Source organism: Burkholderia sp. PAMC 28687 (assembly GCF_001577465.1).
Taxonomy (GTDB): Bacteria; Pseudomonadota; Gammaproteobacteria; order Burkholderiales; family Burkholderiaceae; genus Caballeronia.
This window is the reverse complement of record NZ_CP014507.1, coordinates 302,566-328,815: the sequence shown is the minus strand read 5'-3', so window position 1 is coordinate 328,815 and position 26,250 is coordinate 302,566. Positions and strand designations below refer to the sequence as shown.

General features: G+C 60.2%; 26 protein-coding genes. 12 read left to right on the top strand and 14 right to left on the bottom strand.

Features of this window, described 5'->3' with window-relative positions; genetic code table 11:
- The first annotated feature begins 39 nt into the window (after positions 1–39).
- Entirely contained in the window at positions 40–1,083 is a 1,044-nt protein-coding gene (locus tag AX768_RS24340; RefSeq protein ID WP_082779062.1) for a LysR family transcriptional regulator, read from the top strand.
- Positions 1,084–1,097: 14 nt separating this feature from the next.
- On the opposite strand, the gene AX768_RS24335 is transcribed toward AX768_RS24340, so the two are convergent.
- Positions 1,098–1,400: a YciI-like protein gene (locus AX768_RS24335; protein ID WP_062003643.1), complete on the bottom strand. Its 303-nt coding sequence runs from the start codon at positions 1,398–1,400 to the stop codon at positions 1,098–1,100.
- A 330-nt stretch (positions 1,401–1,730) separates the two neighbouring features.
- On the opposite strand from AX768_RS24335, the gene AX768_RS24330 reads away from it, so the two are divergent.
- Complete coding sequence (locus AX768_RS24330; protein ID WP_086383067.1) at positions 1,731–2,606, top strand: lipid A biosynthesis lauroyl acyltransferase; 876 nt, start codon at positions 1,731–1,733, stop codon at positions 2,604–2,606.
- A 9-nt stretch (positions 2,607–2,615) separates the two neighbouring features.
- Here the strand turns inward: AX768_RS24330 and AX768_RS24325 are convergent, their stop codons facing one another.
- A complete protein-coding gene (locus AX768_RS24325) occupies positions 2,616–3,119 on the bottom strand; it encodes a hypothetical protein (protein WP_062002685.1) in 504 nt (167 codons plus the stop codon).
- Between the two features lie 213 nt (positions 3,120–3,332).
- Between AX768_RS24325 and AX768_RS24320 the strand changes: the two genes are divergently transcribed.
- Positions 3,333–3,587, top strand: coding sequence for a GlsB/YeaQ/YmgE family stress response membrane protein (locus tag AX768_RS24320; protein WP_062002684.1), 255 nt, complete (start codon positions 3,333–3,335; stop codon positions 3,585–3,587).
- Between the two features lie 59 nt (positions 3,588–3,646).
- Here AX768_RS24320 and AX768_RS24315 read toward each other — a convergent pair whose 3' ends face one another.
- The 4 genes from AX768_RS24315 to AX768_RS24300 all read right to left on the bottom strand — a co-directional run bounded on the left by AX768_RS24315 (position 3,647) and on the right by AX768_RS24300 (position 7,707).
- Positions 3,647–4,843, bottom strand: coding sequence for an ROK family transcriptional regulator (locus AX768_RS24315; protein ID WP_062002683.1), 1,197 nt, complete (start codon positions 4,841–4,843; stop codon positions 3,647–3,649).
- A gap of 5 nt (positions 4,844–4,848) precedes the next feature.
- Entirely contained in the window at positions 4,849–5,631 is a 783-nt protein-coding gene (locus tag AX768_RS24310) for an ATP-binding cassette domain-containing protein (protein WP_172812020.1), read from the bottom strand.
- A 12-nt stretch (positions 5,632–5,643) separates the two neighbouring features.
- Positions 5,644–6,630 carry an ABC transporter permease gene (locus AX768_RS24305; RefSeq protein WP_062002681.1) on the bottom strand — a complete coding sequence of 329 codons (987 nt, stop codon included), beginning with the start codon at positions 6,628–6,630 and terminating at the stop codon, positions 5,644–5,646.
- An 81-nt stretch (positions 6,631–6,711) separates the two neighbouring features.
- Positions 6,712–7,707 carry a sugar ABC transporter substrate-binding protein gene (locus AX768_RS24300; RefSeq protein ID WP_062002680.1) on the bottom strand — a complete coding sequence of 332 codons (996 nt, stop codon included), beginning with the start codon at positions 7,705–7,707 and terminating at the stop codon, positions 6,712–6,714.
- Between the two features lie 329 nt (positions 7,708–8,036).
- On the opposite strand from AX768_RS24300, the gene AX768_RS24295 reads away from it, so the two are divergent.
- Positions 8,037–8,246 carry a hypothetical protein gene (locus tag AX768_RS24295; RefSeq protein ID WP_062002679.1) on the top strand — a complete coding sequence of 70 codons (210 nt, stop codon included), beginning with the start codon at positions 8,037–8,039 and terminating at the stop codon, positions 8,244–8,246.
- Positions 8,247–8,251: 5 nt separating this feature from the next.
- Here the strand turns inward: AX768_RS24295 and AX768_RS24290 are convergent, their stop codons facing one another.
- From AX768_RS24290 to AX768_RS24275, 4 genes are all read right to left on the bottom strand, one after another.
- Positions 8,252–11,218: an EAL domain-containing protein gene (locus tag AX768_RS24290; RefSeq protein ID WP_062002678.1), complete on the bottom strand. Its 2,967-nt coding sequence runs from the start codon at positions 11,216–11,218 to the stop codon at positions 8,252–8,254.
- A gap of 139 nt (positions 11,219–11,357) precedes the next feature.
- Positions 11,358–12,146 (bottom strand): hypothetical protein, encoded by a 789-nt coding sequence (locus AX768_RS24285; RefSeq protein WP_062002677.1) that lies wholly within the window; start codon positions 12,144–12,146, stop codon positions 11,358–11,360.
- Positions 12,147–12,646: 500 nt separating this feature from the next.
- Positions 12,647–13,069, bottom strand: a complete 423-nt coding sequence (locus AX768_RS24280; protein WP_062002676.1) for a hypothetical protein — start codon at positions 13,067–13,069, stop codon at positions 12,647–12,649.
- Between the two features lie 142 nt (positions 13,070–13,211).
- The gene (locus tag AX768_RS24275) at positions 13,212–14,273 is read right to left on the bottom strand and encodes an alpha/beta fold hydrolase (protein WP_062002675.1); all 1,062 of its coding nucleotides are present in this window, start codon (positions 14,271–14,273) and stop codon (positions 13,212–13,214) included.
- Positions 14,274–14,508: 235 nt separating this feature from the next.
- Here AX768_RS24275 and AX768_RS24270 point away from each other — a divergent pair, with 235 nt between their 5' ends.
- Positions 14,509–15,222 (top strand): lysophospholipid acyltransferase family protein, encoded by a 714-nt coding sequence (locus tag AX768_RS24270; protein WP_062002674.1) that lies wholly within the window; start codon positions 14,509–14,511, stop codon positions 15,220–15,222.
- A gap of 13 nt (positions 15,223–15,235) precedes the next feature.
- Here AX768_RS24270 and AX768_RS24265 read toward each other — a convergent pair whose 3' ends face one another.
- Together AX768_RS24265 and pcaQ are read right to left on the bottom strand one after the other, a co-directional pair.
- Positions 15,236–15,604, bottom strand: a complete 369-nt coding sequence (locus tag AX768_RS24265; protein ID WP_231941595.1) for a response regulator — start codon at positions 15,602–15,604, stop codon at positions 15,236–15,238.
- Between the two features lie 254 nt (positions 15,605–15,858).
- The gene (pcaQ, locus tag AX768_RS24260) at positions 15,859–16,848 is read right to left on the bottom strand and encodes a pca operon transcription factor PcaQ (protein ID WP_062002672.1); all 990 of its coding nucleotides are present in this window, start codon (positions 16,846–16,848) and stop codon (positions 15,859–15,861) included.
- Between the two features lie 96 nt (positions 16,849–16,944).
- Here pcaQ and pcaH point away from each other — a divergent pair, with 96 nt between their 5' ends.
- From pcaH to AX768_RS24245, 3 genes are all read left to right on the top strand, one after another.
- Positions 16,945–17,655, top strand: coding sequence for a protocatechuate 3,4-dioxygenase subunit beta (gene pcaH / locus AX768_RS24255; RefSeq protein WP_062002671.1), 711 nt, complete (start codon positions 16,945–16,947; stop codon positions 17,653–17,655).
- A gap of 2 nt (positions 17,656–17,657) precedes the next feature.
- Positions 17,658–18,248, top strand: a complete 591-nt coding sequence (gene pcaG / locus AX768_RS24250; RefSeq protein WP_062002670.1) for a protocatechuate 3,4-dioxygenase subunit alpha — start codon at positions 17,658–17,660, stop codon at positions 18,246–18,248.
- Between the two features lie 82 nt (positions 18,249–18,330).
- A complete protein-coding gene (locus tag AX768_RS24245) occupies positions 18,331–18,636 on the top strand; it encodes a DUF2288 domain-containing protein (RefSeq protein ID WP_062002669.1) in 306 nt (101 codons plus the stop codon).
- A 12-nt stretch (positions 18,637–18,648) separates the two neighbouring features.
- On the opposite strand, the gene prpR is transcribed toward AX768_RS24245, so the two are convergent.
- A complete protein-coding gene (gene prpR / locus AX768_RS24240; protein WP_062002668.1) occupies positions 18,649–20,541 on the bottom strand; it encodes a propionate catabolism operon regulatory protein PrpR in 1,893 nt (630 codons plus the stop codon).
- Positions 20,542–20,709: 168 nt separating this feature from the next.
- Between prpR and prpB the strand changes: the two genes are divergently transcribed.
- Genes prpB through AX768_RS24225 form a run of 3 tightly spaced genes read left to right on the top strand, consistent with a single transcriptional unit; the run spans position 20,710 to position 24,287 of the window.
- Positions 20,710–21,603: a methylisocitrate lyase gene (gene prpB, locus AX768_RS24235; protein WP_062002667.1), complete on the top strand. Its 894-nt coding sequence runs from the start codon at positions 20,710–20,712 to the stop codon at positions 21,601–21,603.
- Positions 21,604–21,644: 41 nt separating this feature from the next.
- Complete coding sequence (prpC, locus tag AX768_RS24230) at positions 21,645–22,817, top strand: bifunctional 2-methylcitrate synthase/citrate synthase (protein WP_062002666.1); 1,173 nt, start codon at positions 21,645–21,647, stop codon at positions 22,815–22,817.
- A gap of 21 nt (positions 22,818–22,838) precedes the next feature.
- Entirely contained in the window at positions 22,839–24,287 is a 1,449-nt protein-coding gene (locus tag AX768_RS24225) for a bifunctional 2-methylcitrate dehydratase/aconitate hydratase (protein WP_062002665.1), read from the top strand.
- A gap of 76 nt (positions 24,288–24,363) precedes the next feature.
- Here the strand turns inward: AX768_RS24225 and AX768_RS24220 are convergent, their stop codons facing one another.
- Positions 24,364–25,437, bottom strand: a complete 1,074-nt coding sequence (locus AX768_RS24220; RefSeq protein WP_062003641.1) for an AI-2E family transporter — start codon at positions 25,435–25,437, stop codon at positions 24,364–24,366.
- Positions 25,438–25,711: 274 nt separating this feature from the next.
- Here AX768_RS24220 and AX768_RS24215 point away from each other — a divergent pair, with 274 nt between their 5' ends.
- Positions 25,712–26,227 (top strand): OmpA family protein, encoded by a 516-nt coding sequence (locus tag AX768_RS24215; RefSeq protein WP_069638405.1) that lies wholly within the window; start codon positions 25,712–25,714, stop codon positions 26,225–26,227.
- The last annotated feature ends 23 nt before the right edge of the window (positions 26,228–26,250 follow it).

Sequence of the window (26,250 nt, the reverse complement as noted above, 5' to 3'; positions counted from 1 at the left end):
GCCGGTCAACGCATTCATCGCTTCTACAGGAAAACTCCCGTGACCGATCGCGTTCATGCCATGCGTGTTTTCATCCGTGTCGTCGATACCAACAGTTTCTCCCGTGCCGCCGAATCCCTCGGCATGCCGCGCGCAACTGTCTCCACGACCATTCAACAACTCGAGGCGCTGCTCGGCGTGCAATTGCTTGCACGCACCACGCGGCGTCTCAATCTCACCGCCGAGGGCGCCGCGTGCTACGAGCGCTGCGTGCGCATTCTCGCGGATATCGATGACCTGGAATCGGGCTTTCACGGCCGTGAGGACAGGCTACGCGGCCGCTTGCGCATCGAGATGCCGGACACTGTTGCAACGTCCATGGTCGTGCCCGCACTGCCGGATTTTCATGCGCGCTATCCGCATATCGAGTTATCGATTGGTGTCAGCAACCGCGCCGTCGATCTGGTCGGCGAAGGCGTGGATTGCAGCGTGCAGTTGGGGGAATTGCCGGACTCCGGCTTGATCGCACGGCGGCTCGGCAGCTTCGAGCATGTGACGTGCGCAACGCCCGCGTACCTTGAAGCGCACGGCACGCCGAAGACGCTCGATGACCTCGCGCATCATGTGGCGGTGAACTGTGTATCGATCCGAACAGGACGCCCGTGCGATTTCGATTTCGAGGTCGATGGCGAAGCGGTCGCTGTGAAAATGGCCGGATTCGTGCAAGTCACCGACGAAGCCGCTTATCTCGCATGCGGCTTGCAAGGACTCGGGCTGATCCAGCCGCCGCGCATTGCCGCATTGCCTTATTTGCGTTCGGGCGAATTGCGCGAAGTGCTGCCGCAGTGGAAGTCGATGCCCATGAATGTATCGGTGGCTTTCGTCAAGACGCGGCAAGCGGCGCCGCGTGTGAGCGCGTTCGTGGACTGGCTCGCGGAACTGTTCGAGCGCACGCAGGAAATGGACGACACGCTCACGCGGCTGTTTCACACGACACGGCGTCCGGTGGCTCCATCTCCGAGGGCAGTACAGCCCGTACGCGTCGCGCCCGATTCACGCGACGAAGACACGCACGAGGACGAGGAGACCACCAGCGAGTCATGACGCTGCAAAGGCGCTCACGCCGGACGTATCGGCTGAGCCGCCTGCTCACCCACCACGGTATTCCACTTGCGCACTTCCCAGCGCATGACCAGTCCCTCGGTCACATAGGGATCGGCCCGGGCAAATGCCTCGGGCACGGCGGCTGAATCTGCATTGAAGAGCAGCATCGCGCGATCCACTGGCGCCTCCAGCGCGCCGCCCAGCAATAACTCCCCACGCTCCACCGCCTTCCACGCATAGGTCAGATGACGTTCACGAAACGCCGCCCGGCGTTCCAGGTAATCGTCGCTCAGTTCGTAAATCAAGAGCAGATGCATTTGTACGTCCCCTTCTGACTCGTCGTCAGACTCTTCACGAAACTGCGTCGTGTATGCCGGTTGTGCGATCATGGCAGCGTTCAAAGCAGAATATTTCCGCGCGACCGTTCACTCCCGGGCCGTAAAACGGACGCCGGCGGTGCCACGAGCACTTCGAACGGTTGCCGACTCCGCCTTGTTCAGGCGCCCTCTCCGTCTTTGACGCGGATTTTCACCGCGCTAGTCTCGCCGTAACTCCTCTTCGACATCCGGTCAACGGCCGATCGTCGGAGTCCAAATCTACTCGGCGCTCGTCAAATCTGGTTCGCCGCCCGCATCCAAGGGCCCAGCTTGAACACTATCGGTTTTGCGCTCATCGTAGCGCTGCTGCGCGCGCTCGCGCGGCTACCTTATGGCCTGGTCGCGCGTTTCGGCAGCGGACTTGGCGCCCTGCTTTATTACATTCCCAGCCGCCGGAAACATATTGTGCAGGTCAACCTGCAACTATGTTTCCCGGGCAAGACCGCGGCTGAATACGAACTCCTCGGACGTTCACACTTTCGTCACGTAGTGCGTAGCTACGTGGAACGCGGCGTGCAATGGTTCGGCTCGGCCAATGCCATCGAAAAGCTGGTGAAGCTGGAAAGCCGCATCGATCTGGACGATGAAAACGCCCCGCCCACCATCTTCATGGGTTTTCATTTCGTGGCCATTGAAGTGGGATGCATGCTGTATTCCATGAAACTGCCCATCACGGCGCTCTACACGCCGATGTCCAGCAAGAAGCTGAACACGCTCGCGATCGAACAGCGCGGCCGCTTCGGCGCGGACATGGTCAAGCGCGCCGACAGCGCCCGTCGCATCCTGAAGCTGCTGCGCGGCGGCGGGTCGGTCATGCTCGCCGCGGACATGGATCACGGCATCGAAAATTCGGTGTTCGTGCCGTTCTTCGGTGTGCCGGCGTGCACGTTGACATCGGTATCGCGGCTTGCACGACTCGGCCGCGCCCGTGTCGTGCCGTTCGTGACCGAAGTGCTGCCGGACTTCAAGGGCTACAAGATGACCATCTTCGAACCGCTCGCCGACTTCCCCTCAGAAAGCGATGAAATCGATGCCCGCCGCATGAACGCGTTCCTCGAATCGCAAGTGGTGCGTTTTCCGGAACAGTATTACTGGGTGCATCGGCGATTCAAGCATCGGCCCGAGGGCGCACCGGCAGTGTATTGAGACAATACGTCATTCGGGCTTGCGGAAATCGTTGTCCACCCAGGCCTGCGCGCTGGTCTTGCTGAACTTGAATCCCGCCGAAACGCGCACTTGCGCCAGCACCCCGCCAAACATGTCGAGCGCCTTCAGGTCCGCGTAGGGATCGTCCTCGTCCGGCACGATATCAAGTGTCACCGTCACATCTTCGCCGTTCGCGCGAACCATCACATCTTTGTGAAGCATGGCGTGGCGCTGCTGCTCGTGGCGGCGCAGTACTTCGGACGCCGTCTTGATCAGCGTGCGAAATGCGTTCGGATCGAGCGGCTTGGGATTCTTCTTGTCACGGCCCATGGTCCACGGACCCGTCAACGCCGGTTCGACTTCTCCGTCCTTGATCATCTCGACGGCCCAGCCATCGTCGTCTTCATTTTTGATCACGCGGGCGGTCCAGCCGTCATCGCGCCACAGGCGTGGTTCGTGGATGGTGTTGTCTTCGTCGGCGTGGAGGTCTTGATCGGAATCGGAAACGGTCATGGAGCAAGGTTCGGTTTGAGTGGCTTGAAACACGCGCTTCGTTGCGGGGGCGTTGCAAACGTCGCGGCGCGCTGTCGATGTGACGAATTTTAACTGCAAGAAGCGACGGCATCGTCGAAAATGCCTGAACGCTGGCCGATCGGTCTAGGGCACCTGCGTGCCGGCGTGCCCGGATCTTCCGGGGACAATCGCCAACACTACGGAGGATTTACGATGCTTTCACTCATTGGCACCATTATCGTCGGCGGCATCATCGGGTTGATTGCCCGTGCGATCAAACCCGGCAACGACAGCATGGGCTGGATCATGACAATCGTGCTCGGTATTGCCGGGTCGCTGATTGCGGGCTACGCAGGCCGCGCGATGGGGTGGTATCAGGAAGGACAACCGGCGGGCTGGATCGCGTCCATCATCGGTGCAATCATTCTGCTGGTGATTTGGGGGCTGGTGACCAAACGCCGGGCCTGACCGGCTTCCGAAGCATAAGGGGCCGTTGCGGCGAAAGCTGCAACAGCCCTTTGCTTGCGCTATGCACTCATTCCCGATTTCAGGAATAGCACATGGCGCGGCGCGAAGTGCGTATATAACGGCAAGATTGCGCCGCCCATGGCGCGGGCATCGGCGCCAATTTCGCCCTCTACGAGTCGCGGGCGCAACATGCCTTGCCAGTCGAATGCATCGAGCGCAATGTTCGTGCGGCTCAAAACCTCCCGCAACAATCCACGATCCAGTTCGCCGTCGATCACGATGGCATCGAGATCGACCAGCGCCGCCGCGGATGCAATCGCCGAAGCCAGCGCGGGACATGCATCGTGGAGCCACGCTTCGCAAAGCGGCCACAATTCGGCTGAAAGTGCACGCTGGTCGTGTGCGGCATCGGCGGGAAATCCCGCTTCCGTGAAACGCTTCTCCAGAACATAGATCGAAGCCACGTTCAGCAATTGCGGCGCGCCTTCGGACCTGACCGGAAACGATCCCACAGCACCGGCGTTGCCCTTGGGCCCGGCATGCAGGCGTCCATCGATGACGAGACCGCCGCCAATGAACGTGCCGATAAAAACGTACAAGAAATCGCGCAATCCGCGCCCTTGACCCATCAGCAATTCGGCGGCGCACGCGGCGGTCGTGTCCTTTGCGAATTCAACGGGCAATGGCGTGAGCGCCTGCACGCGCGCGCGGATATCGATCTCGTTCCATGCGGCGAAAACGTCGGGCGGGGTATCGAAGAAGGTACGCCAGCCGCCCAGCCACAACGGCGCCGCCACCCCTATGCCGACCACTTTGGCGGCGTCCCCGGCGAGTGCGAGCATCGTTGCGTCGAGTTTGTCTGCAAGCAGTGCGAAGACCGTGCGCGGATCGGGATACGCATAGCCGATGGTCTCGCGCGCATGCACCTGGCCCGCGAAATCCATGGTCAGCACATCCAGACTGCGCCGGCCCACTTTCACGCCGATGGAAAACGCGCCGTCCGCGCGCAGCGAGATGGGCACCGACGGCTGCCCCATACGCCCTTGCACGCGCGTTCTCGGTTCACGCGCGAGCAGGCCATCATCGATCAGACGATCCACGATCAACGACGTCGTCTGCGAACTCAAGCGCGTCAGCCGTGCAATATCCGACTTGGGCAGCGGGCCATGCACGCGCACTGCCTGCAACACGATGCGCTCGTTCATCTGCCGCATGCCGGCTGGCTTCGAGGTGCTTGCGGACGTGGACGAACTCATCGGGCTCAGGCAATCGCCTGGACATCGGCCTGTTTTGCGCCTGTCATGATCGCGACCGCCTCGGACATGTGGATGTCGCGCGTGTTGACCAGCGCCGCGCGCCGCCCGAGCCGCTGAATGTGGATACGGTCTGCGATCTCGAACACGTGCGGCATGTTGTGGCTGATGAGGATCACCGGCAAACCGCGATCGCGCACGCGCCGGATCAACTCCAGCACCATGTTCGATTCCTTCACGCCAAGCGCGGCCGTGGGTTCATCGAGGATCACGACGTGCCGCGCAAAGGCCGCGCTGCGCGCCACCGCAACGCCTTGCCGCTGGCCGCCGGAAAGCGTTTCGACCGCCTGTTTCATGGAGCGGATGCCGATCTGCAGCCCCTCCATATGCGCGATGGCTTCCTGCAGCATGCGGCGTTTGTCGATCATCTTGAACACCGAGCCGAGCACGCCGGGGCGTCTCAGTTCGCGTCCGAGAAAGAGATTTTCCGCGATGCTCATCGCCGGCGCGACCGCCAGGTCCTGGTACACGGTCTCGATGCCCTGCGCGCGGGCATCGAGCGGACTGCGGAAGTGGACCGGTTTTCCATCGAGCAGGATCTGGCCTTCATCCGGCACGAGCGCGCCCGACAGCGCCTTGATCAGCGATGACTTGCCCGCGCCATTATCGCCGATGACCGCCATGATCTCGCCGGGGAGCAGTTCGAAGTCGACGCCATCGAGCGCGGTAACGGAGCCATAGCGCTTGATGACGCCGCGCGCTTCCAGTACGAGCTTGCGTGTGTCGTTCATGGCCATTACTCCTTAAGCGCGTGGACGCGCGAGCTTGTCAGCGGCGACCGCGAGAATCACCAGGATGCCGGTGATCAGGATTTGATAAACCGACGACACGCCGATCAGCGTCAGGCCGTTGCGGAACACGCCGACAATCAAGGCGCCCAGCAACGTACCGATGATCGTGCCGCGTCCACCAAAAAGACTCGTGCCGCCGAGCACGACCGCCGTGATGGAATCGAGATTCTCGGTTTGCCCGGCTTGCGGATCGCCCACGCCTGTTCGCGCAACCGACAATAACGCCGCGATGCCGTAGAAAAACCCCGCAAGCGTATAAACGGTGATCAGGATTTTCTGCGACGAAAGTCCCATCAGCCGCGCGGCTTCCGCGTTGTTGCCAAGCGCGTAGAGATGCCGGCCGGGCACGGTATCGCGTAACACGAACCACACGACGAGATACATCAGCAAGGTGAGCACGGTGCCATAGGTGACTTCCGCGCCACCGAGATGGAAGGTTGTGCCGAAGAACATCATGGCGTCAGGCAGGTTCGTGACGCTCTCTGCATTCGAATAAACCTGCGTCAATGCAAACGCAATGTTGAGCGTCCCGAGCGTCACGATGAACGCGGGCAACTTGATCTTCGTGATCAGCGCACCATTGAGCAATCCGAACAATGCACTTGCCCCGACGCCGCAGACGATCGCGAGCACGGGCGGGATGCCGAGCGTCACGGCAAACTTGGTCATGATGATCGAGCCGAACGCCATTACCATGCCGCACGACAAATCGATACCGCCCGTCAGCACGATCAGCGTCTGCCCGATCGCAATCACGGCGACGACCATGGTCTGCTGAAGAATCAGCGAGATGTTTTGTATCGATAAAAAGCGGTTGCTTTGCCAGATGAAAAATGCGCACGCGATCACGAGCGCCGCAAGCGGACCGATATCCGTGATAGACGGCAAACGGTCGGCAAACGTTGCACGCCCGGCGGTGGGAGAGGTGGATTGCGTCATGATTCGGGACCTCGACAGCGACATCTTAAAGGCGCCTTCATGCAACGCCCGAGCACCGGGCGCTGCATGCGGCGTGGCGTCTTACTTGTTGCCCCAGCAGTTGTCCAGACCGAACTTCGTGTCCTTGCCGGTGACGCCTGACACGGGTTTGTCGGTGATCAGCGTGACGCCGGTATCGTGATAGCCCGTCGCTTTCTTGCCCGTCTTCGCGTAGTCGATTCCGGCCTGCACGCCTTGCGCCGCCATCACCAGCGGATATTGCTGCGACGTCGCGGCGAAGTTGCCGGACTTCACATTGCGCACGCCTTCACATCCGCCGTCGATAGACACGATCATCACGCTCTTGTCCTTGCCCGCCGCCTTGAGCGCGCGATACGCGCCTGCCGCAGCCGGTTCGTTGATCGTGTAGACAAGGTTGATGTCGGGCACTTTCTGCAGGCAGTTTTCCATCGCCGTCTGACCCTTCGACTGATCGCCGCGCGTGTCCTGGCTGCACACAATCGACGGGTCGCCTTCCTTCACGCCGAAGCCCTGGAGGAAGCCGTTGTGGCGCAGCACGCCGACCGACACGCCCGGCGCGAGGTCCAGTGTGGCGATCTTCGCGGGCTTGCCGCCAAGCGATGCTTTCGCGTACTCGCCGATCAGCACGCCGGCCTTGAAGTTATCGGTGGCGAAAAGTGCGTCGGTTGCGTCTTGCGGTTCCGTGGGGGTATCGAGCGCGATCACGAGGATGCCTGCTGCGCGCGCTTTCTTGAGCGTCGGGACGATAGCCTTGGTGTCGCTCGGCGTGATCAGGATGGCCTTGACGCCGGCCGTGATCATGTTTTCTACCGCCGTCACCTGGCTCGCATTGTCGCCGTCGAACTTGCCGCTGGCCGTGATGAGTTTCACACCGCCTTTGGTGGCGGCCTCTTCGGCGCCCTGTTTCATCTTGACGAAGAACGGGTTGGTCTCGGTCTTGGTAATCAGCCCAATGGAGATCTGGTCCGCGGCATACGTTGCGCTTGCGCTAAAAATGGATGCAACGGCCAAGCCAATAAATGACGCCCGTGCGGCAGCACGCCGAAGATTTTTCATGTCTCGCTCCAATGTTTTTATGGGTCCGGCACTTCGGGAAAGAAGCGCTTCGAGCCCGTTCGCCGACTAAATCAATTGACTTTATTTAGTACAGCAGCGCGCGTCGTACAAGTCAAGAGGAGCCGGCTGGAGCGGCGATACGCGGTGCAGCATTCGGAGAGAAGGGACCCGCGCGCTGCACCGCTGGGCTTGGGCAAGCACGGATTGTTGCGACGCGTCTACGTACAAACACTAGGCGCGCGAAAAAGCTCGAAAATTAATTGTTTTCGGCTTTTTCTTCGGGGTATGGTTTACCAGCATTTTTGCCAACCTTATGGGTGTACCGCATCATGAGCGCACTAGAAGCCCTTCACGCCGTTGTCACCAGCGAAGACTCGCCCCAGATCATCCGCGATCACATCGTGGATGCGTTGCAGTTTGCGCTGCGAAACAAGCCGGGGTTCTTCACGACAAAGGAAGTGCAGTGGCTCGCGCAGTGGGACGACACGCGCATTCCAATCGCAGCAACCAAGATATTGAAAGAGATGAAGGTGGTCTGAGCGCTTTAATGCAGGCCGGCTTTGTCGACGAGATCAAACGAGAACGCAAGAGACTTGTCGCTGCCGGCAATCCGGTCAATAAACTCGAGCACGTCCGGGTCCTTCACAAAACTGGCAGCGGAAGCGGCGCTTAAAATAGCCCCGCTCTCTTGCGGCTTCGCAATCAGGTATCCCTGCACATAATCCACGCCGATTTCCTTGAGCGCGCGCAGCGTATCGATATCCTCGACCCATTCCGCCACGCTGCGCATGCCCAGATTCCGGGCTAGCGCGACGATAGCCTCGACAATGGCGATATCGGCCGGATGTGCGCACATCGTGCAAATGAATTCGCCGTCGATCTTGAGTGCATCGGCGGAAAGATCCTTGAGATATTTGAACGACGTATATCCCGCGCCGAAATCATCGAGCGCGATCTTCCCGCCCATCTCGTGAACCCGTGCAATAAAGCGCTGCGTATTGCCGAGATCATGCAAGGCGACGCTCTCGGTAATCTCGAGACAAAGATAAGGCACGACATGCCGGTACCGCGCGAATAACGCGAAGGCATCTTCCATGAATTGCTCGTCGTTGAGCGAGCCGCCGCTCAGGTTTACGCAGATAAACCGCGTGCTCTGCAGCGACGCCTGATGCTTCTCGACCCATTCGAGCAATGTGGCAAGGACCCATTTATCGATGGCCGCAATATTCCCCGATTCTTCCGCCGCGACGATAACCTTGCCCGCCGGCAAGGTCGCGCCATCGGGCGCGCGCATGCGCAACAGCACCTCGAAGTTCAGCGACTCCGTGGGTGCGGCGAGCGACATGATCGGCTGCATCACGAGAAACAATCCGGGTGGCAACCGGTTGCGTCCGAGTGTTTCGACGAGTTTCAGTTCTTCGGCCCGTTCCTCGAAGGCAGTTGCGCCCTTGCGATACGTCACCATGTGAACGCTCGAGCTTTTCTTGGCCTCGCGGCACGCCCGGTCAGCATGAGACAGCGCATCCTGCACACGCACGCCATGCGAACATTCCACGAGCCCAACGGACGCCTTGACCTGGAACGCACGGTTGCCGACCTGATATGGCGTGTCGCTCAACGCGCTTATCAGCCGCTGGCAACAGTCGACGGCTTCGTCTATCGACATGCGGCTCATCACGCACACGAATTCATCGCCGCCGATCCGTCCGAATGGAAAGCCGTTTGCGAACAGCGCGCGGGTCCGCGTGGCGACCTGCTTCAGGACTTCATCGCCGGCGCGATGTCCGAACAGATCGTTGACGAGCTTGAAACGATCCAGATCGACATAAGCAAGCGCCCACGACGACGCGTCCTCGCTCTGCGCGGCAATGGCCTTCTCCACACCACGGCGGTTTAGCGAACCCGTCAGCGGATCGTGCTCCGCGAGAAAGCGCAACCGTTCGATAGCCTTCGAACGTTCGGTCACATCCTGCAGCGATCCTTCAATCCACCCGTTCGAACGCGTGGCTTTCAGCAGGAAGCGCCGCTCGCCGCTGCCACGCGATTCGGCGCCGCCCATTTCGAGCTCGCCTTCACTGCCCTTCGATGCCAGCGCCTGCAGCGCCCCCCATGCGCCCGATTCGAAGTAGTCGTTCCAGTGCCGCACCTTGTACTCGGCTTTTTGCAGCGCGAGCATGGAGCGCAGCGCGGGGTTGGCGCGAACGAAGTGGCCGGCGGCATCGAGGGTAAAGAGCCCGATGGGCGTCACGTCATAGGTGTTGCGCAACTCCGTCTGCGCCTGCCGGCGATGTTCCCGCTCGGCTCGCATCTGCTCGGCGATGGCAAACGCCGCCATCATGCTCGACGACAACGCCGCCATCACGGTGTTCACGCCCCCGACCAGCAGCTTGATGCCGAACGCCGCACCCATCACTTCGGAGAAGGTCGCAAACAGCACGATCGCAAGCGATCCCACGTACCACAGAACCGTGCGCGATCGCGTGAGCCACACCAGCCGCGCCAGCAGGAAAATCAGCACGGCTATGCCGAAGCCGGTGATCACCCAGAGCGTGGGGATGAACTTCGAATAAGGCAGCACGATGGCAGCGCCCAGCAGCACAAGCCCGACATACTGGATGATCTTCAAGAGCCACCTGTAGCCGATCACCTTCAGCTCGCGCCTGAACAGCGAGGCGAACAGCGCGGCGGTCAACAGGTAATACGCGGCGAATGTGAGTTGCCGCAGGCTTTGCATATAGTCCGGCGGAATCACGCGTCCGAGCCACTGCATGTCCCAACCCATCGCGTTCGCGCAAAGACGCAGGTTGCCGACGAGCCACACCGCGAAGATCACGTAGGTCCATTCGCGGTTGATCATCGCCGTGACGAAAACAAAGACGGCAAGCGTCAGCAGGCCGCCTGCGATCAACCCCGAGCTTTCCTGGAAATCGAGCGCCGCACGGCGCAGCTCCGGACCACTCCAGCCAAACGCAGCGATCTGGGCAGGTCCGGAGAACGTGCCACGGCACAAAATGCTTAATGGCTGCACCAGGTGGCCGAGATGAAGCGCGAACCCGGCCTTGACCGGCGAAAATTCGTTGGTGGTGTTGAGCCTGTCTGCAGTTCCAAGCGGCTGCAAGGTCGATGCGACCCAGCACGACAGCGTTTGCGCGTGCCGTGAAGGAAGTTCAGCATAGGTCGACTGCTCCGCGCTCATGTTGGGAACGGTGAATTCAAACCAGACGGGCTTCTCCGAGAGCTGGGTATTGAAGCGGTTGGTTGTCACAGCGCCGGACATACGCTGCAACGCCGTGGCCGGATCGAGCGTGCCCGCGGCATCTCTCACCACCTGCAAAGGCAGGGTGACGCCGCCCTTGGAATCGAATTGCTGCGTACCCCAGATCAGGGTCGCGATAGTAGCGAGGGCAATGAGCGTGGGGACAATATAAACAGCGAACGCGTACAGAAACCGATCGATATTCGACCCGGTATATCCGGACTTGGCCCGCGAAAATAAGGCAACCAACGCCATACCTGGATTTCCCCCGTGATGCATGACGCAAGCCGCGCCAGCAGTGGCGAAACAGCCATAAACGCCTGTCGGCGCATAGGTTGAATCGCCACCACCCTCTCTTGTGGCCTCGGCTGTCAAGCAGCCGGGCTATCTTCTATTACCTGCCATAAACAAGTTGCGACGCTTCCGGGCATCGTACCGGTTCCGGCCGGAAAGATAAATCCGGCAAATCCAAGTCGAGGTCCGGATGATCCGTATGCACCATGAACTGGAATAACGGATGCTTCGCTTCTTCCCAACGCCGCCGCGCCGCCATGACGTCCTTGGCAAGTACCCGGTGCGGTAATCCGCCGACATGCGCCATCGGCATGAATTGCCTTTCACCAAAGACATCTTCAAACAACATCGCTTCATATTCACGGTCAAGCGGTGAACGGGCGGTTATCACCATGTAGTCGACCAGTTGCTGCTCGCAATAAAGCCAGAGCGCCTTGCAAAGCATCACCTTGACGACCCTGCCCATACCACCGCCCGCAACGCCCAGTCGCGTTGCTTCCGCGAGCCGGCTTTTCCCCAGCCAGTCTGGAAGACGCACCGATTGTTCCAGCGCCAGCGGTGCGTATTCATTTGTTTGGATACGCATCGTGCCAACGGGCGCGCCGTCCAGTTTCGCCTCCGCCAGAAGCACCGCTACACCCGCTTCGCGATCGCAATCTTCAATGCCGAGTTTCTCGGCAAAGGATGGCAAATGCCGCGCATACGCGAGACGCCGGATATCGATGACTTTATCGAGATCGGCTGTTTCGCGGACTATCCTTATAGTAAACGGCATCGATTCACGTTTCCTGAGCGTTTGTACCGTTCGCTCAAGCGTCTCCATCCGGTTACCCCGTTCCAAACGATCACTGCTTAAAACACTGCTTTGGCCTGCATCGAGCTGTTCCATTTTTGTTACCCCATATTGGCGAGAAGGAGATGCCGCGGTGCGTTTGACTTGATGCAAACAACACGCGCGACGATTTAAGTCTCGCCCAAAGGGAATTGATACAGTGTCGAATGGAAGAGAAAACTTTAAAGATACTTAAAAAAACGACGCTTCCAAGGGTTTCTTGAATTCGCCCGCAGTTTTCACTCAAACGGTTTCGTAACACGAAAATCTATTTGGGAATGCAGCGCGGGTTTGGATTATCGGCATTCGACGGGGATGCGGGCGCGGAGAAAATGCACCGGCATCGTGCGAGTATCAAGTTATAAATCGCCGGCGGGATTAAATCCGGCGTGCAATTAGCGCCTTTGCAGCGACTAAATTACCGAACAGGAAAAAATGACTCGATACCGATTGCGGCGCTTGATGCCATACGAACAGGAGGGAGTGTGGGTCGTTAAAGCGATGTGATTGAATCCGGCGGACGACAGCGCGCCCGCCAGTGTAGAGATTCGCCTGCTTCAGTCTTCGTCGTCGAGCCAGGGAATATCCACGTCGGTGATGAACGCGACCATTGCGAGTGGACGCCCTTCCTGGCGGCCGATCTTGCCATCGGCGCGTTGCCACTCACAGCGGAACACGGTGGCGGGCGTGTCGGCCATCAACGTGACCGTGCGCAGTTCATCCGGGTCCGAATCCTCCACGGGACCGTCCAGCGATATCAAAAGTTGTTGCGGCCACATGCCGTCGACCGGATCGTAGATCTTGTCGCCGTCGTGGATCACGACAAACGCTTCCACGCCAATGGTCGCCGACGCTTCCACGATCATCTTGCCGAGCGCGCGCAGCACAGCGGTCGCGCGGCCTGAGTTGGCCTGACGGATCGCGAGATCGCCGCGGGTCAGCGCCTGCTCCAGTTTCGGATTGGTTTTCTGTTGGGCCATTGGGTTGCCTCCGTAACTTGATTACCGTTCGACGGGTACGGCCCGCCGAGAGTTGCAAGGCGGGATCGTACCATTCCCGTCCCAAATTTACCGCCTGGAATGCCTCACAGGAAACTTTTGGCCTGCCGCAAACCCTTGCCTGTCAACCTGCTGCAAGAGCACGCGCAAGAAACTCGCCGCCTGCCTTGAGCGCAGTCACGTTGCCGGGTTCGAAGGTCCAGTGGCCGGCTGCATCGACGATGGAAAGCTGCGCGCCGGGCCATGCATCTGCAAGCGCGAGCGCCTGGTCGGCGGGACACACCATGTCGAAGCGGCCATGCACGAGCACACACGGCAGATGCGCAATTCGGCCGATGCGCGGCAAAAGCGGCTCGGGCGGCAACTCCTGCGCCATGTAGTGATGTTCGAGCAGAGACATGGAGATGGCGGCGGCATTGGACTCGCGAGTTTCTTCGGGCGTGGCGGCAGGCTTCGCGGGATCGGCTTCCGGCGCTTCGGCTTTCGCCTCACCTTTCTGCGCCGGTTTGTTCACCACGGACAACGTCGCTTCGAATCCGGCCCATGCGCGCGCGAGCCTGATGCCGGCATCGTCGAAACGGGCGAGCGGCGCGCCGGTAAGCGACAGGATCTCGGCCGAGTTCAACGGGCGCTCGCCGCTGGCGGTTTCGATAGCATCGAGAAACTTGCGATGGGCGTCGGGGAAGACGCGCTGTACGTCCCACAGGAACCAGTCGATGTCCTGCTGGCGCGCAAGAAAAATCCCGCGCAACAGAAATCCAAGGCAGCGTTCCGGATGCGTGACGCCGTAGCTCAACGCGAGCGTCGTGCCCCACGAGCCGCCGAAAAGCGCCCATTTTTCGATGCCGAGCAATACCCGCAGCTTTTCCATATCGCCGACCAGTTCCTTGGTGCCGTTATGTTCCAGCTTGCCGAAAGGCGTGGACTTGCCACAGCCGCGTTGATCGAAGAAGACCATCCGCCACTTCGATGCATCCAGCACATCGCCCCATTTGACATTCATCGCGCCGCCCGGGCCGCCATGCACGATCAGCATTACGGGCGCATCCTCCGGGCCTTGCGCGCGCCAGTAGATCGAATGGCCATCGCCGACATCGAGCATGCCTTCATCGAAAGCCGGGGTCTTCACGGTCGATGAATCTTCCGGAACCTGAGTCTTCACTTCGTTGCCTGCGTCGTCCGTCATTGGAACTCCGTTGGAGAGATCACGCGTCTCTCAGTATTTGATTGGGCCGCAAGGCGGGATTTTGGAACCCGGGACACGAACCGCCGCACAAGCTATCCTTCGGGTTTCGTACGCGGGGTTGACTGGCGTCTGCATGTCTTGCGCAGGGTCGCGGCCACCTCGACGCCTGTTCGCCCATTCGCCTTATCGCCGGTTGCGGCGCTTGAGCCACGTTTTTACCATTGTCCAATACTTAATGCATCGAACCTTCGTCAAGTGGCTATTCGCGACCTACCTGCTTGGCAGCGGCACGGTGTGGTCCATCCTGATTCTGCCTTTGTTTCCGTTCGTCGGCCGCAGCGGCCGTTATTGGCTTGCAAAGCAATGGTGCCGTGCCATGGTCAAGATGATGCGCATGATTACCGGCGTGTCGTGTTCAGTGGAAGGACTCGAAAACCTCCCCGACGAGCCGTTCATCATGCTGTGTCGGCACGAATCGACCTGGGAGACGCTCGCATTCATGGCGCTGTTTCCGCGCCGCATCAGCTTCGTATTCAAGAGCGACCTCAAGCGTATTCCGTTCTTCGGCTGGGTGCTCAAGGGCCTCGACATGGTGAGTCTTGATCGTGGTTCACCGCGTCAGGCGCATCAGGCGGTCACGCGCGAATGCGCGGAAAAGCTCGCGCTTGGGGATGTCGTGGTGATCTTTCCAGAGGGCACGCGGGTCGCGCATGATGCGCCGTTGAAGCTGGCATCGGGCGGAGTACGGCTTGCCTGTTCCACGCAAGTGCCGGCCGTGCCGGTCGTGCATAACGCAGGGAAGTACTGGCCCGCGAAGGGCTGGCCGGATCAGCCCGGCCATATCCGCGTGATCGTCATGGCGCCGCTTCCCGCTGATTGCGTGGTGCCGCAAGAGTTGAACCGGCTCGCTCAGGAGCGCATGGAAAAGGAGATGACGCGGCTTGCGTGAGCCCCGCTTTCCTTCAATACGGCCGGCGGCGTTTTGCAGCGCAAAGCCGGTCTACCGCTGACAACAACGCTTCAATCTCGACAGGCTTTTGCAGATAGCCATCGTAATGAACGAAAGCCGGCGGGTGCGGATGGCCCGAGATCATCAAGAACGGGATATGCGCCGTCGCCGAGTTGGTCTTCATGGTCTGGCAAAGCAGTGCGCCGCCAAGTCCTGGCATCTTCCAGTCCGATATCACGATATCAACGAGGTTCTCGCCGAGCAACGCAAGTGCGCTGTTGCCGTCGAAGGCCGACAGCACCTTGCACTCCTCCGACTGCATGCACAGGGTCCACGCTTCGATGGTCTCGGGATCGTCGTCGACGAGCAATACGGTTTTCATCGTGCTGGCGGCTTTGGTGGCGTCTTGTTGATTAGGTTCGGGCAAGTGAGACATCGCAAAGCAAGGTTTGGTTGCACGAAGATATCTTGCGCGCAGTTACAGTAAGGTTGCCTGTAGTCCATCGCAAGGCTGCTTCACGTGCATGCACCGCTTTCCTCGAGCCACTTATATAGCTTTTATCGCACGTATGCTAATGGGGTTTTGCCGATGCCGCTCGCGCGGTAACAAGTGCCTGCAACACACGCTCCAGCAAGCTATTTCATACCGATACGCACCGCCTCGCGCTCACGCCCCACGTCACGGATTGCATCGATAAGACTATCCAGCGCCGGTGACTTCGCACGGTCGTGACGCAGGATGAGGCCGATGGGTTCATCGGCACTTGCGAAAGGCATGGGCAGGCGTGTCAGCAACTTCAATGCAATGTCGTGCTCGACTACGCTCGAAGGCACGAACCATACCGCGTCGTTGTGCAATGCAAGAGCGCGTCCAAGCGACACCGACAACGTCTCGATCAGCGAGCTCGATGCCTGGGCGCCGAAAGCCGTCAGCACGCTCTCGGCGGACTGGCGGATCAACGTGCCGAACGGTGGAACGACTATTGGAAAGCGTGCAAGCAAGCTCGCGGTTACATTGCTTTCGTGCACGAGCGGATGATCGTTGCGCACAACGACCGTCAGCGGTTCGCGATACAACTGCTCGAAGGTCATCCCGACCATGCCTTCGGGTTCGGAAAGCCGGCCGACGACCAAATCGGTATCGGCGGATTTGAGGCGTTCGAGCAACTGCCCGTTCGACCCGGTCCACACTTTCACCGATACCCTCGGCCACTGTGCCCGGAATGCCGCGAGCGTCGGCGGCAGCAAGGCGGGTGCAACCGTGGGCAGCACACTGAGCGAGACTGTTCCCGGATGCTCGACGCCATGACGCGACAACTCGTCCACACCCTCGCGCAGGGCGCCCACGCAAGCCGCGGCGTGGGGCGCGAACAGACGTCCTTCGCGCGTCGGCTCGGCGCCGCGCCGGCCGCGCTCGAACAATCGCACGCCTAGAATGGATTCCAGCTCGGCAATGGTCTTCGATACCGCCGGCTGCGTGATCGACAGGCTGTCCGCTGCGCGTTGCACGCTCCCGAACTGGGTCACGGCAAGAAAGCATTGCAGGTGCCGGAACTTGATCCGGCCGCTGGTCAGGCTGCCCAATTCCGCGGCCGACGCAGCGCCAAGAGAGTATTCGTTATCCATGACGATCAGTTATGTCTGAATGCATAAAACGTCATTTTCCATAACTTCACCGCTTCGATAAAGTGTTGATTCACATTTTAAAAGCCGGAGACAAAAATGGATGCTCCCTCATCACTCCTGAGCCCGCGCGACTGGGATTCGCACCCGCCTTACTCTTATCCGGGCTACAAGTCCTCGGTATTACGCAGCCCTTCACGGCCGCTGATTCCGCTCAAGGAAAAACTGAAGGACCGCCGCGTGCCCGTCTACGGCGCGGAAGATCTCGGCAAACTGGATCACGACCTGACCCGCAACGCCGCCAGAAACGGCGCGCCGCTCGGCGAACGCATCATCGTGACGGGGCGCGTGATGGACGAACGCGGGCGGCCGGTGCGCAATACGCTGGTCGAAATCTGGCAAGCGAACGCGGCCGGACGTTACGTTCACAAGGCAGATCAGCACGACGCGCCGCTCGACCCCAACTTCCTCGGCGCGGGGCGTTGCATGACGGACAACGACGGGCGGTATCGATTCCTGACGATCAAACCCGGCGCGTATCCGTGGGGCAACCATTCGAACGCATGGCGTCCGAACCACATCCATTTTTCGCTCTTCGGCGAATATTTCGGCTCACGGCTCGTCACGCAGATGTACTTCCCGGGCGACCCGCTGCTCGCGCTCGACCCGATCTTCCAGGGCACGCCGGAACACGCGCGCAACCGGCTGGTCTCGCGATTTTCCATCGATACGACCGAGGAAGCCTATGCGCTCGGTTACGAGTTCGACATCGTGCTGCGCGGCCCGAACCAGACCCCGACGGAGGCTTGAACATGACGACCTTTAGCCAGACGCCCTCGCAAACCGTCGGACCGTACTTCGCTTACGGCTTGTGTCCCGAACAGTACAACTTCGACTTGAAGAGCTTGTTCACGCCATCGATTGCAGACCGGGAATCGGCGGGACAGCACATCAGCATCGTCGGGCAGGTTTTCGATGGCGACGAAAAAGTGATCGGCGACGCGGTGATCGAGATGGTTCAAGCCGACTCGACCGGCCGTTATGTCACCACAGTGGCCGAGGCACGCGAGTCCGGTTTCCGCGGCTTCGCGCGGGTCGGCACGGGCACCGATCCCGAGCTTCGCTACGTGGTCGATACAGTCAAGCCGGGCAGCATAGGCAGTGATTCGGCGCCGCATATCGATGTGATCGTGCTGATGCGCGGCATGCTGCTGCACGCATACACGCGCCTTTATTTCGACGATGAAACGGAAGCCAACGCCGGCGACGACGTGCTCGCGCTAGTTCCCGCAGAGCGGCGCGCAACGCTGATTGCGAAGCGTGAACCGGAAACGTCGAACACGATTTACAGGTTCGATATTCATCTGCAAGGGCCGAACGAGACGGTGTTCTTCGATCTTTGAAGCGTCGCGCCATGCGGTAAAAACGGACGTCCGGCATCGATGGTTTATGATGTCGGACGCTCGAACCCGCCTGCACTGCGCCATGAAAGACGATCAAACTCCCAGCCCGCTATACCTCAAGCTTTTCTCCGAAACTGCCCAGATCGAATGGTCCGAACTGGAGCGATTCTTCGCGCGCGGCGTGTTGCTGAAAGTGGCGCGCGATATCGATCTGGTCAGTGTGGCTGAAGCCGTTGCCGGCGACGATACGAAGCGCGTGACCGAGTGGTTGTCATCAGGACTGCTCGAACGCACGACGGCAGAAACCGCCGCTGACCTGGCGCAGCGCAACCCTGAGTTGTGGGCCGTGGTGGTGTCGCCGTGGGTTTGCGTGCAGGAACGCGGCTAGACACATTACCGTTCAGCGTGTCGTCAGTTTCCGCCATAAGGTCGTCTTGCTGATTCCCAGCGCCTTCGCCGTCCTCCCGCGATCGCCGCCGAACGAATCCAGCATCGTTCGGATCTCATCGGCCTGCAACTTGCGGCTGCGCGCCTTGAGCGATTCCTGATTCGAATTCATTGTTTCTTCCTCGAGCTCAGGCGCTATCGACCGTATCAACCTGGGCGTCAACTTCAACGGCTTCGCGGCCGGATCTTCCAGCTCCAGCGAAATCCTTTCGATCACGTTCTGCAATTCGCGCACGTTTCCGGGCCAGGCGTAGCTCGTGAATATCGGCATGACCGGGTCGAGTGCCTTGAGCGCGGCATCGAATGAAACCACGCGCCCGGTGCGCCACAACAATTGCGCGGCCAGTGCCGCTATATCCGCCGCCCGTTCGCGCAACGGCGGCAGGTGCAGATTCAGGATATTCAGCCGATAAAAAAGGTCCGCGCGAAACTCACCCGCCTTCATTCGCTCGCTCAACGCGCGATGCGTCGCCGCGACGATCCGCACATCGACCTGCAGTGGTTCAGTGGAGCCCAGCCGCACGACTTCGCGCTCCTGCAGCACGCGCAGCAACCGGCTTTGCAGCGGCAACGGCATCTCGCCGATTTCATCGAGGAAAAGCGTGCCGCGATGCGCCGACTCGATCAGTCCAGCCTTGCCGCCGCGACGCGCGCCCGTGAACGCCCCCTCCTCGTAGCCGAAGAGTTCGCTTTCCAGCAGCGTTTCCGGAAACGCGCCGCAATTCAACGCGACGAACGCGAAGTCGCGCCGCGCGCTTTCGCCATGGATGCCTTGCGCAACCAGTTCCTTGCCCGTGCCGCTCTCGCCGCGAATCAGCACGGTCGCGTCGGAGCCCGCATATCGGCGAGCGCGCTGGCGAACCTGCTCGATAGCCGGAGTGCTGCCGCTGAGGTCATCGATCGTGTATCGCGCGACGAGCGACGGCGAGCGTTGCCGCGCACGCACCGACCTGTCCATGCGCTGCAATGCCACTGACTCCTGAAACGTGACGATGGACCCCGAAGCCGCCGATGCATCGCCCCAAGCGCTTCGATGTACCACATAGCTCGCCCCGCGCACCGTCTCCAGCGACTCGCCGGGTTCGTCCGGCACGGCGCTAGCCACTTCGGGCGCCAGGTCGCGCAGGCGCTTGCCGACGACTTGCGATGGCGCGAGGCGCAGCATCTCGGCCATCTTGCCGCTGAGCGCTTCGATGCGGCCATCGGCGGCAAGCGCGATCACGCCGTCCCGCAGATGTTGCAGGACCTGATCGAGCCGGCGACGGCGCTGCGTCTCGCCGAGGGTCGCGCGCGCCACTTCCAGCGCTGTTTCGAACGCGCCCTGAACGGACGCTCGCGAGTAGAGAAACACCGACTTCATGCCGGCCTTTTCCGCGAGTTCCGTGACGAGACCCGGCCCGACAATCGCCTGCACGCCGCGGTCACGCAGATCCAGCACGCAGGATTCCGCGTCCTCCGCCGACACGTAGGACGCGCATTCGATCGCCGCACCGAACGCGCGGAAAAAGCGGGCGACTTCAGCGGGTGTCTCGCCGTGCATCACGAGACCGACCGGTTCGCCCTCGCGGCGCGCACGCGCGAGCGCATGCATGACATCGAACCCGGTCGGGTTCACCAGTACGACCGGAACGCCGATTCGCGCCTTCAGGTACGCCCCGTTCGATCCGGCAGCAACGACCACATCTGGGCGGGCATCGCCGGCGTTCTCGATCTCGTGCACCGCGTCCTCGTAACCGAGCGGCACAATACGCAGATCGGCAATGCCGTCGTATTCGGCCGCCATGTCGCGATACAGATCGCGGAGCTTGCTTATACCTACGGCCCAGATGCGTGGAGGAGGATTCATGGCGTGGAGGATCGGGCTCGAATGCTTCAGTCTAATTCACTTCTGCAAACAATGATTTCATTTCTGAAATTTTCAGGCATCGATAAAAAAGCTTAATCTGTTCCCAATCAAGAACTTGGGCACTGGCAAACAACTTGCGCTTCCAGATGCATAAAACCGGAGACCTCCATGAGCTCAACTGCAGCACTCAGCGCCGGCGCGAAGTTCCGCGCAGCGGTCGCGGCCGAACGGCCCTTGCAACTCGTCGGCGCGATCAACGCGAATCACGCGCTGCTCGCCCAGCACGCCGGGTTCAAGGCGATCTATTTGTCCGGTGGAGGGGTAGCGGCGGGATCGCTGGGCTTGCCGGACCTCGGCATCTCCACGCTCGACGACGTGCTCACCGATGTCCGTCGCATCACCGATGTCTGCGACCTGCCGCTGATGGTCGATGTCGATACCGGCTTCGGCCCGAGCGCATTCAACATTGCGCGCACGGTCAAGTCGCTGATCAAGGCGGGTGCAGGCGCGATGCACATTGAAGACCAGGTGGGCGCGAAACGCTGCGGTCATCGGCCGGGAAAGGCAATCGTCTCGCAGCAGGAAATGGCCGATCGCGTACGGGCCGCGGTGGACGCCCGCACCGACGCGAACTTCGTCATCATGGCGCGCACGGATGCTTTGGCGGTCGAGGGACTGGACGCGGCAATCGACCGGGCGCGTGCGTGTGTGGAGGCGGGCGCGGACATGATTTTCCCGGAAGCAATGACGGACCTGAAGATGTACAAACAATTCGTCGATGCCGTGAAGGTCCCCGTTCTCGCCAACATCACCGAGTTCGGATCGACGCCGCTCTTCACGGTCGAGGAATTGCGCAGCGTGGATGTGTCCATCGTGCTGTATCCACTCTCCGCTTTCCGCGCGATGAACAAGGCCGCTGAGAATGTGTATCGCGCGATTCGCACCGATGGCACGCAAGCCAACGTGCTCGACAGCATGCAAACGCGCGAGGAACTGTACAAGAGCATTGGCTATCACGACTTCGAGCAGAAGCTCGACGCGCTGTTCAATCAGACCAAATAAAGCGTTATTCCTGCGTTGATCCGATAAGGAGACTGGAACAAATGAGCGATACCCCGACGAAAGAAGCACCCGCCGCCAGCGGGTTCAAGCCCAAGAAATCTGTCGCGCTTTCGGGCGTGACGGCGGGCAATACCGCGCTCTGCACCGTCGGCAAGACGGGTAACGATCTGCATTATCGTGGCTATGACATTCTGGATATTGCAGGAACCTCGGAGTTCGAGGAGATCGCGTATCTGCTCGTGCACGGCAAATTGCCGAACGCCGCCGAACTCAAGGCGTACAAGACGAAGCTCAAGGCGCTGCGTGGTCTGCCCGCGAACCTGAAGGCCGCGCTGGAATGGATTCCCGCTTCCGCTCATCCCATGGACGTCATGCGTACCGGCGTCTCCGTGCTCGGCACCTTGTTGCCCGAGAAGGACGATCACAACGTCGCGGGCGCAAAGGATATCGCCGACCGCCTGATGGCATCGCTGGGATCGATTCTGCTGTACTGGTATCACTATTCGCATAACGGCCGGCGCATCGAGACCGAGACCGATGACGATTCCATCGGCGGGCATTTCCTGCATTTGCTGCATGGCGTCGAGCCATCGAAATCATGGGTCGATGCGATGCATGCATCGCTCATTCTGTACGCCGAGCACGAATTCAACGCATCGACGTTCACCTGCCGCGTGATCGCGGGCACGGGATCGGACATGTATTCGGCGATAACCGGCGGTATCGGCGCGTTGCGCGGCCCGAAACATGGCGGCGCAAATGAAGTTGCGTTCGAGATCCAGAGCCGCTATCAGACGCCCGACGAAGCAGAAGCGGACATTCGTCGCCGCGTGGAAGCGAAGGAAGTCGTGATCGGCTTCGGTCATCCGGTGTACACGATCTCCGATCCGCGCAACAAGGTGATCAAGGACATTTCGAAGAAGCTGTCGAAGGAAGCCGGCGACACGAAAATGTACGACATCGCCGAGCGCCTCGAAACGACGATGTGGGACGCAAAGAAGATGTTCCCGAACCTGGACTGGTTCAGCGCGGTGTCGTATCACGCCATGGGCGTGCCCACCGCCATGTTCACGCCGCTGTTCGTGATCGCGCGCACGTCGGGCTGGAGCGCGCACATCATCGAACAACGTATCGACAACAAGATCATTCGCCCGAGCGCAAATTACACCGGGCCTGACAATCTCAAGTTCGAGCCTTTGAACAAACGCAAATAATTACGGAGACATCCTGAGCATATGAGCCACATTTCAAACGTCCGGCCCGAGCCGGATCGCGTACTGGTCGACATAGTCGACTACGTTCTCAACTACAAGATCGACAGCGAAATTGCGCTCGACACCGCGCGCAATTGCCTGATCGATACCCTCGGTTGCGGACTCGAAGCCCTCACCTATCCCGCTTGCACCAAGCTGATGGGACCCATCGTGCCCGGCACGATCGTCCCCAACGGCGCCAAGGTGCCGGGTACATCGTTCCAGCTCGACCCGGTTCAGGCCGCGTTCAACATTGGCGCGATGATCCGCTGGCTCGACTTCAACGACACATGGCTTGCAGCAGAGTGGGGTCATCCGTCGGATAACCTCGGCGGCATTCTTGCCACAGCTGACTGGCTCTCGCGCAACGCTGTCGCCACCGGCAAAAAGCCGCTGACGATGAAAGACGTCCTGATCGGCATGATCAAGGCGCACGAAATTCAAGGTTGTATCGCGCTGGAAAACTCGTTCAACAAGGTCGGGCTCGATCACGTGTTGCTGGTCAAGCTGGCATCGACGGCGGTGGTCGGCCAATTGATCGGCTTGACGCGCGATGAGCTGATCAACGCAGTCTCATTGGCTTTCGTCGATGGCCATTCGCTGCGCACCTATCGTCACGCGCCGAACACCGGTTCGCGCAAATCATGGGCCGCAGGCGATGCGACCTCGCGCGCCGTGCGTCTCGCGTTGATCGCGAAGACGGGCGAGATGGGGTACCCCTCGGTTCTGACTGCCAAGACGTGGGGCTTTTACGATGTCCTGTTCAAGGGCAACGAATTCAAGTTCCAGCGTCCATACGGTTCTTACGTGATGGAGAACGTGCTCTTCAAGATCTCGTTCCCGGCCGAATTCCACTCGCAGACCGCGGTGGAAGCGGCAATGACGTTAAACACGAAACTCGCTGAAGCCGGCAAGAAAGTCGAAGACATCAGGAAGATCACGATCCGCACGCATGAAGCGGCAATTCGGATCATCGATAAAAAAGGTCCGCTCGATAACCCCGCCGACCGCGATCACTGCATCCAGTACATGGTGGCCGTGCCGCTGATCTACGGCCGGTTGACGGCATCGGATTACGAAGATTCGATTGCAAAGGATCCGCGTATCGATACCTTGCGCGCGAAGATCGAATGCGTGGAAGACCCGCAATTCACGAAGGATTATTTCGATCCCGAGAAGCGTTCGATCGCCAATGCGCTGACCGTCGAATTCAATGACGGCAGCACCTTCGACGAGCTGGTCGTCGAATACCCGATCGGACACAAGCGCCGCCGCGAAGACGGCATTCCTCTCCTGGTCGAGAAGTTCAGGACCAACCTCGCACGGCGTTTTCCGGCGAAGCAGCAAGAGGCGATCATTGCGGCATCGCTGGACCAGGCAACGCTTGAGGCAATGCCGGTCAATGAATATGTTGATCTGTACGTGATCTGATTCTGGCGCCGACAAAGGAAAAGGCGGCCCAACGAAAGTGGGTACCGCCTTTTTTCATGACTCGGACGCTACTGGCTCAATGCACCCAGTCATTCCAAAGCACGACCAATATAGTCATCAACGCCGGTCCGATAAACAATCCCACCAGACCAAACGTCTCCGCCCCGCCGAGAATGCCGAAGAGCACGAGCAAGAACGGCAACCTCGCCGCGCCGCCGATCAGCACCGGCCGCACCGCATGTTCGGCCACGAACACGACCACGAAACCAAACACCGCAACGCAGATCGCAGCCACCGTTGCGCCTTGAGCCAGCAACCACAAAGCCGCGCCCAAAAACACAATCGGCGCGCAGAACGGCAACATGGCTGCAACGGCGGTCAGCATGCCGAGAAGCGTCGCATGTGGCACACCGGTGACGGCATAGGCCACACCCAGCAGCGCGCCTTCTCCGAGCCCCACGACGACCAAACCCGTCACCGTGCTGCGAACCGAATCCGCCATGCGCCGGGCAAGCGCCGCACCATCCGATCCAAACGCGCGTCTCGACCCTTCGAGCAGTTGCTCACCCAGTTTCGACCCCGCCTTGAACAAGAAGAACAACGTGACGAGCATGAAGCTGAACACGATCAACCCGTGCGCGACACGCCCGCCGAAATGCCGCGTCATCGCAACAATGGTTGCGCTGTGAAAGTGCTTGGCCGCCGGCGATGAACCGAGAGGCGTAGCAAGATTCTCCTGCCACCACGCGGCGACCTGCTTCGATCCCATCGGCAGATGATTGACCAGATCGGGCATGGTGATCCCGCTTCGCAACGATTCCTGAACCCATCGGATCAGGTCGTTTGCCTCGCTGCCCGCCTGGGCCGCGACCACTATGAACGGCACCACGAACACGAGTGCGAGCACCACCGTCATGCCGATTGCAAGCCAGGTGCTTCGGTTCCGGAACAATGGCCGCTTTTCCAGCCATGTCAGCAATGGCCACAAAGCAATGGCGATCACCGCTGCCCACACGACGGCGGGGATGAAGTCGCGGATCATCCAGATGGCGACTGCCACGAGGACCGTGTATAGCAATCCCGAAGCGGTACGTTGCAACCGCCGTGTGCGATCCTTTTCGTCGTCAGAAGTCTGATCGCGTGGATTCATGAAACGTCCTTGTAATTGCTTCCAAAGTTGAAGCTCAAAATGTTTATAAAACGCATGCCGCGTGGCGGCGACGCAAATCTGTTTGTAATCCGCATGAAGCGTGATGCCAGCCACGCATTGTAATTCGAGCGGGAAGCGGCCAGAATCAAGGGGCTTTTTCCCAGCAACCGCGCTTCAATCTGCCATCGCATCTTTTGATCTAATTTCACACTCACCAATTTCCGTTTCCCTATAATCGGTTCCCTCGCCCCGGCATCCGTTCAAGAGATTTGCAGTGAAAGCTATTCGAACCATTGTCAACGCATGTGCAACAACAGCAATGCTTGCCGGTTGCGCGTCGGGCCTGAACCGGACGAAGGAAGAAGCGATCAACCAGAAGGTCGGAATCGTAGTCCATCCCGCACACGGCGGCGTTGAGCTGCGCCTTCAGGAATCGGCGCTGTTCGACTTCGATGAAGCATCGATGCGCCCCGAAGGCATCGTCGTACTCGACCGCGCAGCGGTGCTGCTGAAGCGCAGTACACGACCCATCATGGTCGAAGGACACACCGACAACGTGGGGCCGCTCGACTACAACCAGACCCTGTCGACGGCACGCGCGAACGCGGTCGCCGATGCGCTTGTCGCACGCGGCGTTCCCGCTGCGCGCATCAAGACCCGCGGCATTGCATTTTCGGAGCCGATCGCGTCCAACGCCACGCCCGAAGGGCGTGCGCTGAACCGGCGAGTTGAGATTCTGGTCAGGACCGAGACCGAAGAAACGCTGCTGGGACGCGTCAAAAAGAAATGACGCGCGCCGTCGAGCGCCGTTGT

Excerpts from the sequence above, each read along its gene's own strand:
- AX768_RS24335 (WP_062003643.1), bottom strand. The coding sequence starts at position 1,400 with ATGCATCTGCTCTTGATTTACGAACTGAGCGACGATTACCTGGAACGC.
- AX768_RS24325 (WP_062002685.1), bottom strand. The coding sequence starts at position 3,119 with ATGACCGTTTCCGATTCCGATCAAGACCTCCACGCCGACGAAGACAAC.
- AX768_RS24320 (WP_062002684.1), top strand. The coding sequence starts at position 3,333 with ATGCTTTCACTCATTGGCACCATTATCGTCGGCGGCATCATCGGGTTG.
- AX768_RS24315 (WP_062002683.1), bottom strand. The coding sequence starts at position 4,843 with ATGAGTTCGTCCACGTCCGCAAGCACCTCGAAGCCAGCCGGCATGCGG.
- AX768_RS24310 (WP_172812020.1), bottom strand. The coding sequence starts at position 5,631 with ATGAACGACACACGCAAGCTCGTACTGGAAGCGCGCGGCGTCATCAAG.
- AX768_RS24305 (WP_062002681.1), bottom strand. The coding sequence starts at position 6,630 with ATGACGCAATCCACCTCTCCCACCGCCGGGCGTGCAACGTTTGCCGAC.
- AX768_RS24300 (WP_062002680.1), bottom strand. The coding sequence starts at position 7,707 with ATGAAAAATCTTCGGCGTGCTGCCGCACGGGCGTCATTTATTGGCTTG.
- AX768_RS24295 (WP_062002679.1), top strand. The coding sequence starts at position 8,037 with ATGAGCGCACTAGAAGCCCTTCACGCCGTTGTCACCAGCGAAGACTCG.
- AX768_RS24290 (WP_062002678.1), bottom strand. The coding sequence starts at position 11,218 with ATGGCGTTGGTTGCCTTATTTTCGCGGGCCAAGTCCGGATATACCGGG.
- AX768_RS24285 (WP_062002677.1), bottom strand. The coding sequence starts at position 12,146 with ATGGAACAGCTCGATGCAGGCCAAAGCAGTGTTTTAAGCAGTGATCGT.
- AX768_RS24280 (WP_062002676.1), bottom strand. The coding sequence starts at position 13,069 with ATGGCCCAACAGAAAACCAATCCGAAACTGGAGCAGGCGCTGACCCGC.
- AX768_RS24275 (WP_062002675.1), bottom strand. The coding sequence starts at position 14,273 with ATGACGGACGACGCAGGCAACGAAGTGAAGACTCAGGTTCCGGAAGAT.
- AX768_RS24270 (WP_062002674.1), top strand. The coding sequence starts at position 14,509 with ATGCATCGAACCTTCGTCAAGTGGCTATTCGCGACCTACCTGCTTGGC.
- AX768_RS24265 (WP_231941595.1), bottom strand. The coding sequence starts at position 15,604 with ATGAAAACCGTATTGCTCGTCGACGACGATCCCGAGACCATCGAAGCG.
- pcaQ (WP_062002672.1), bottom strand. The coding sequence starts at position 16,848 with ATGGATAACGAATACTCTCTTGGCGCTGCGTCGGCCGCGGAATTGGGC.
- pcaH (WP_062002671.1), top strand. The coding sequence starts at position 16,945 with ATGGATGCTCCCTCATCACTCCTGAGCCCGCGCGACTGGGATTCGCAC.
- pcaG (WP_062002670.1), top strand. The coding sequence starts at position 17,658 with ATGACGACCTTTAGCCAGACGCCCTCGCAAACCGTCGGACCGTACTTC.
- AX768_RS24245 (WP_062002669.1), top strand. The coding sequence starts at position 18,331 with ATGAAAGACGATCAAACTCCCAGCCCGCTATACCTCAAGCTTTTCTCC.
- prpR (WP_062002668.1), bottom strand. The coding sequence starts at position 20,541 with ATGAATCCTCCTCCACGCATCTGGGCCGTAGGTATAAGCAAGCTCCGC.
- prpB (WP_062002667.1), top strand. The coding sequence starts at position 20,710 with ATGAGCTCAACTGCAGCACTCAGCGCCGGCGCGAAGTTCCGCGCAGCG.
- prpC (WP_062002666.1), top strand. The coding sequence starts at position 21,645 with ATGAGCGATACCCCGACGAAAGAAGCACCCGCCGCCAGCGGGTTCAAG.
- AX768_RS24225 (WP_062002665.1), top strand. The coding sequence starts at position 22,839 with ATGAGCCACATTTCAAACGTCCGGCCCGAGCCGGATCGCGTACTGGTC.
- AX768_RS24220 (WP_062003641.1), bottom strand. The coding sequence starts at position 25,437 with ATGAATCCACGCGATCAGACTTCTGACGACGAAAAGGATCGCACACGG.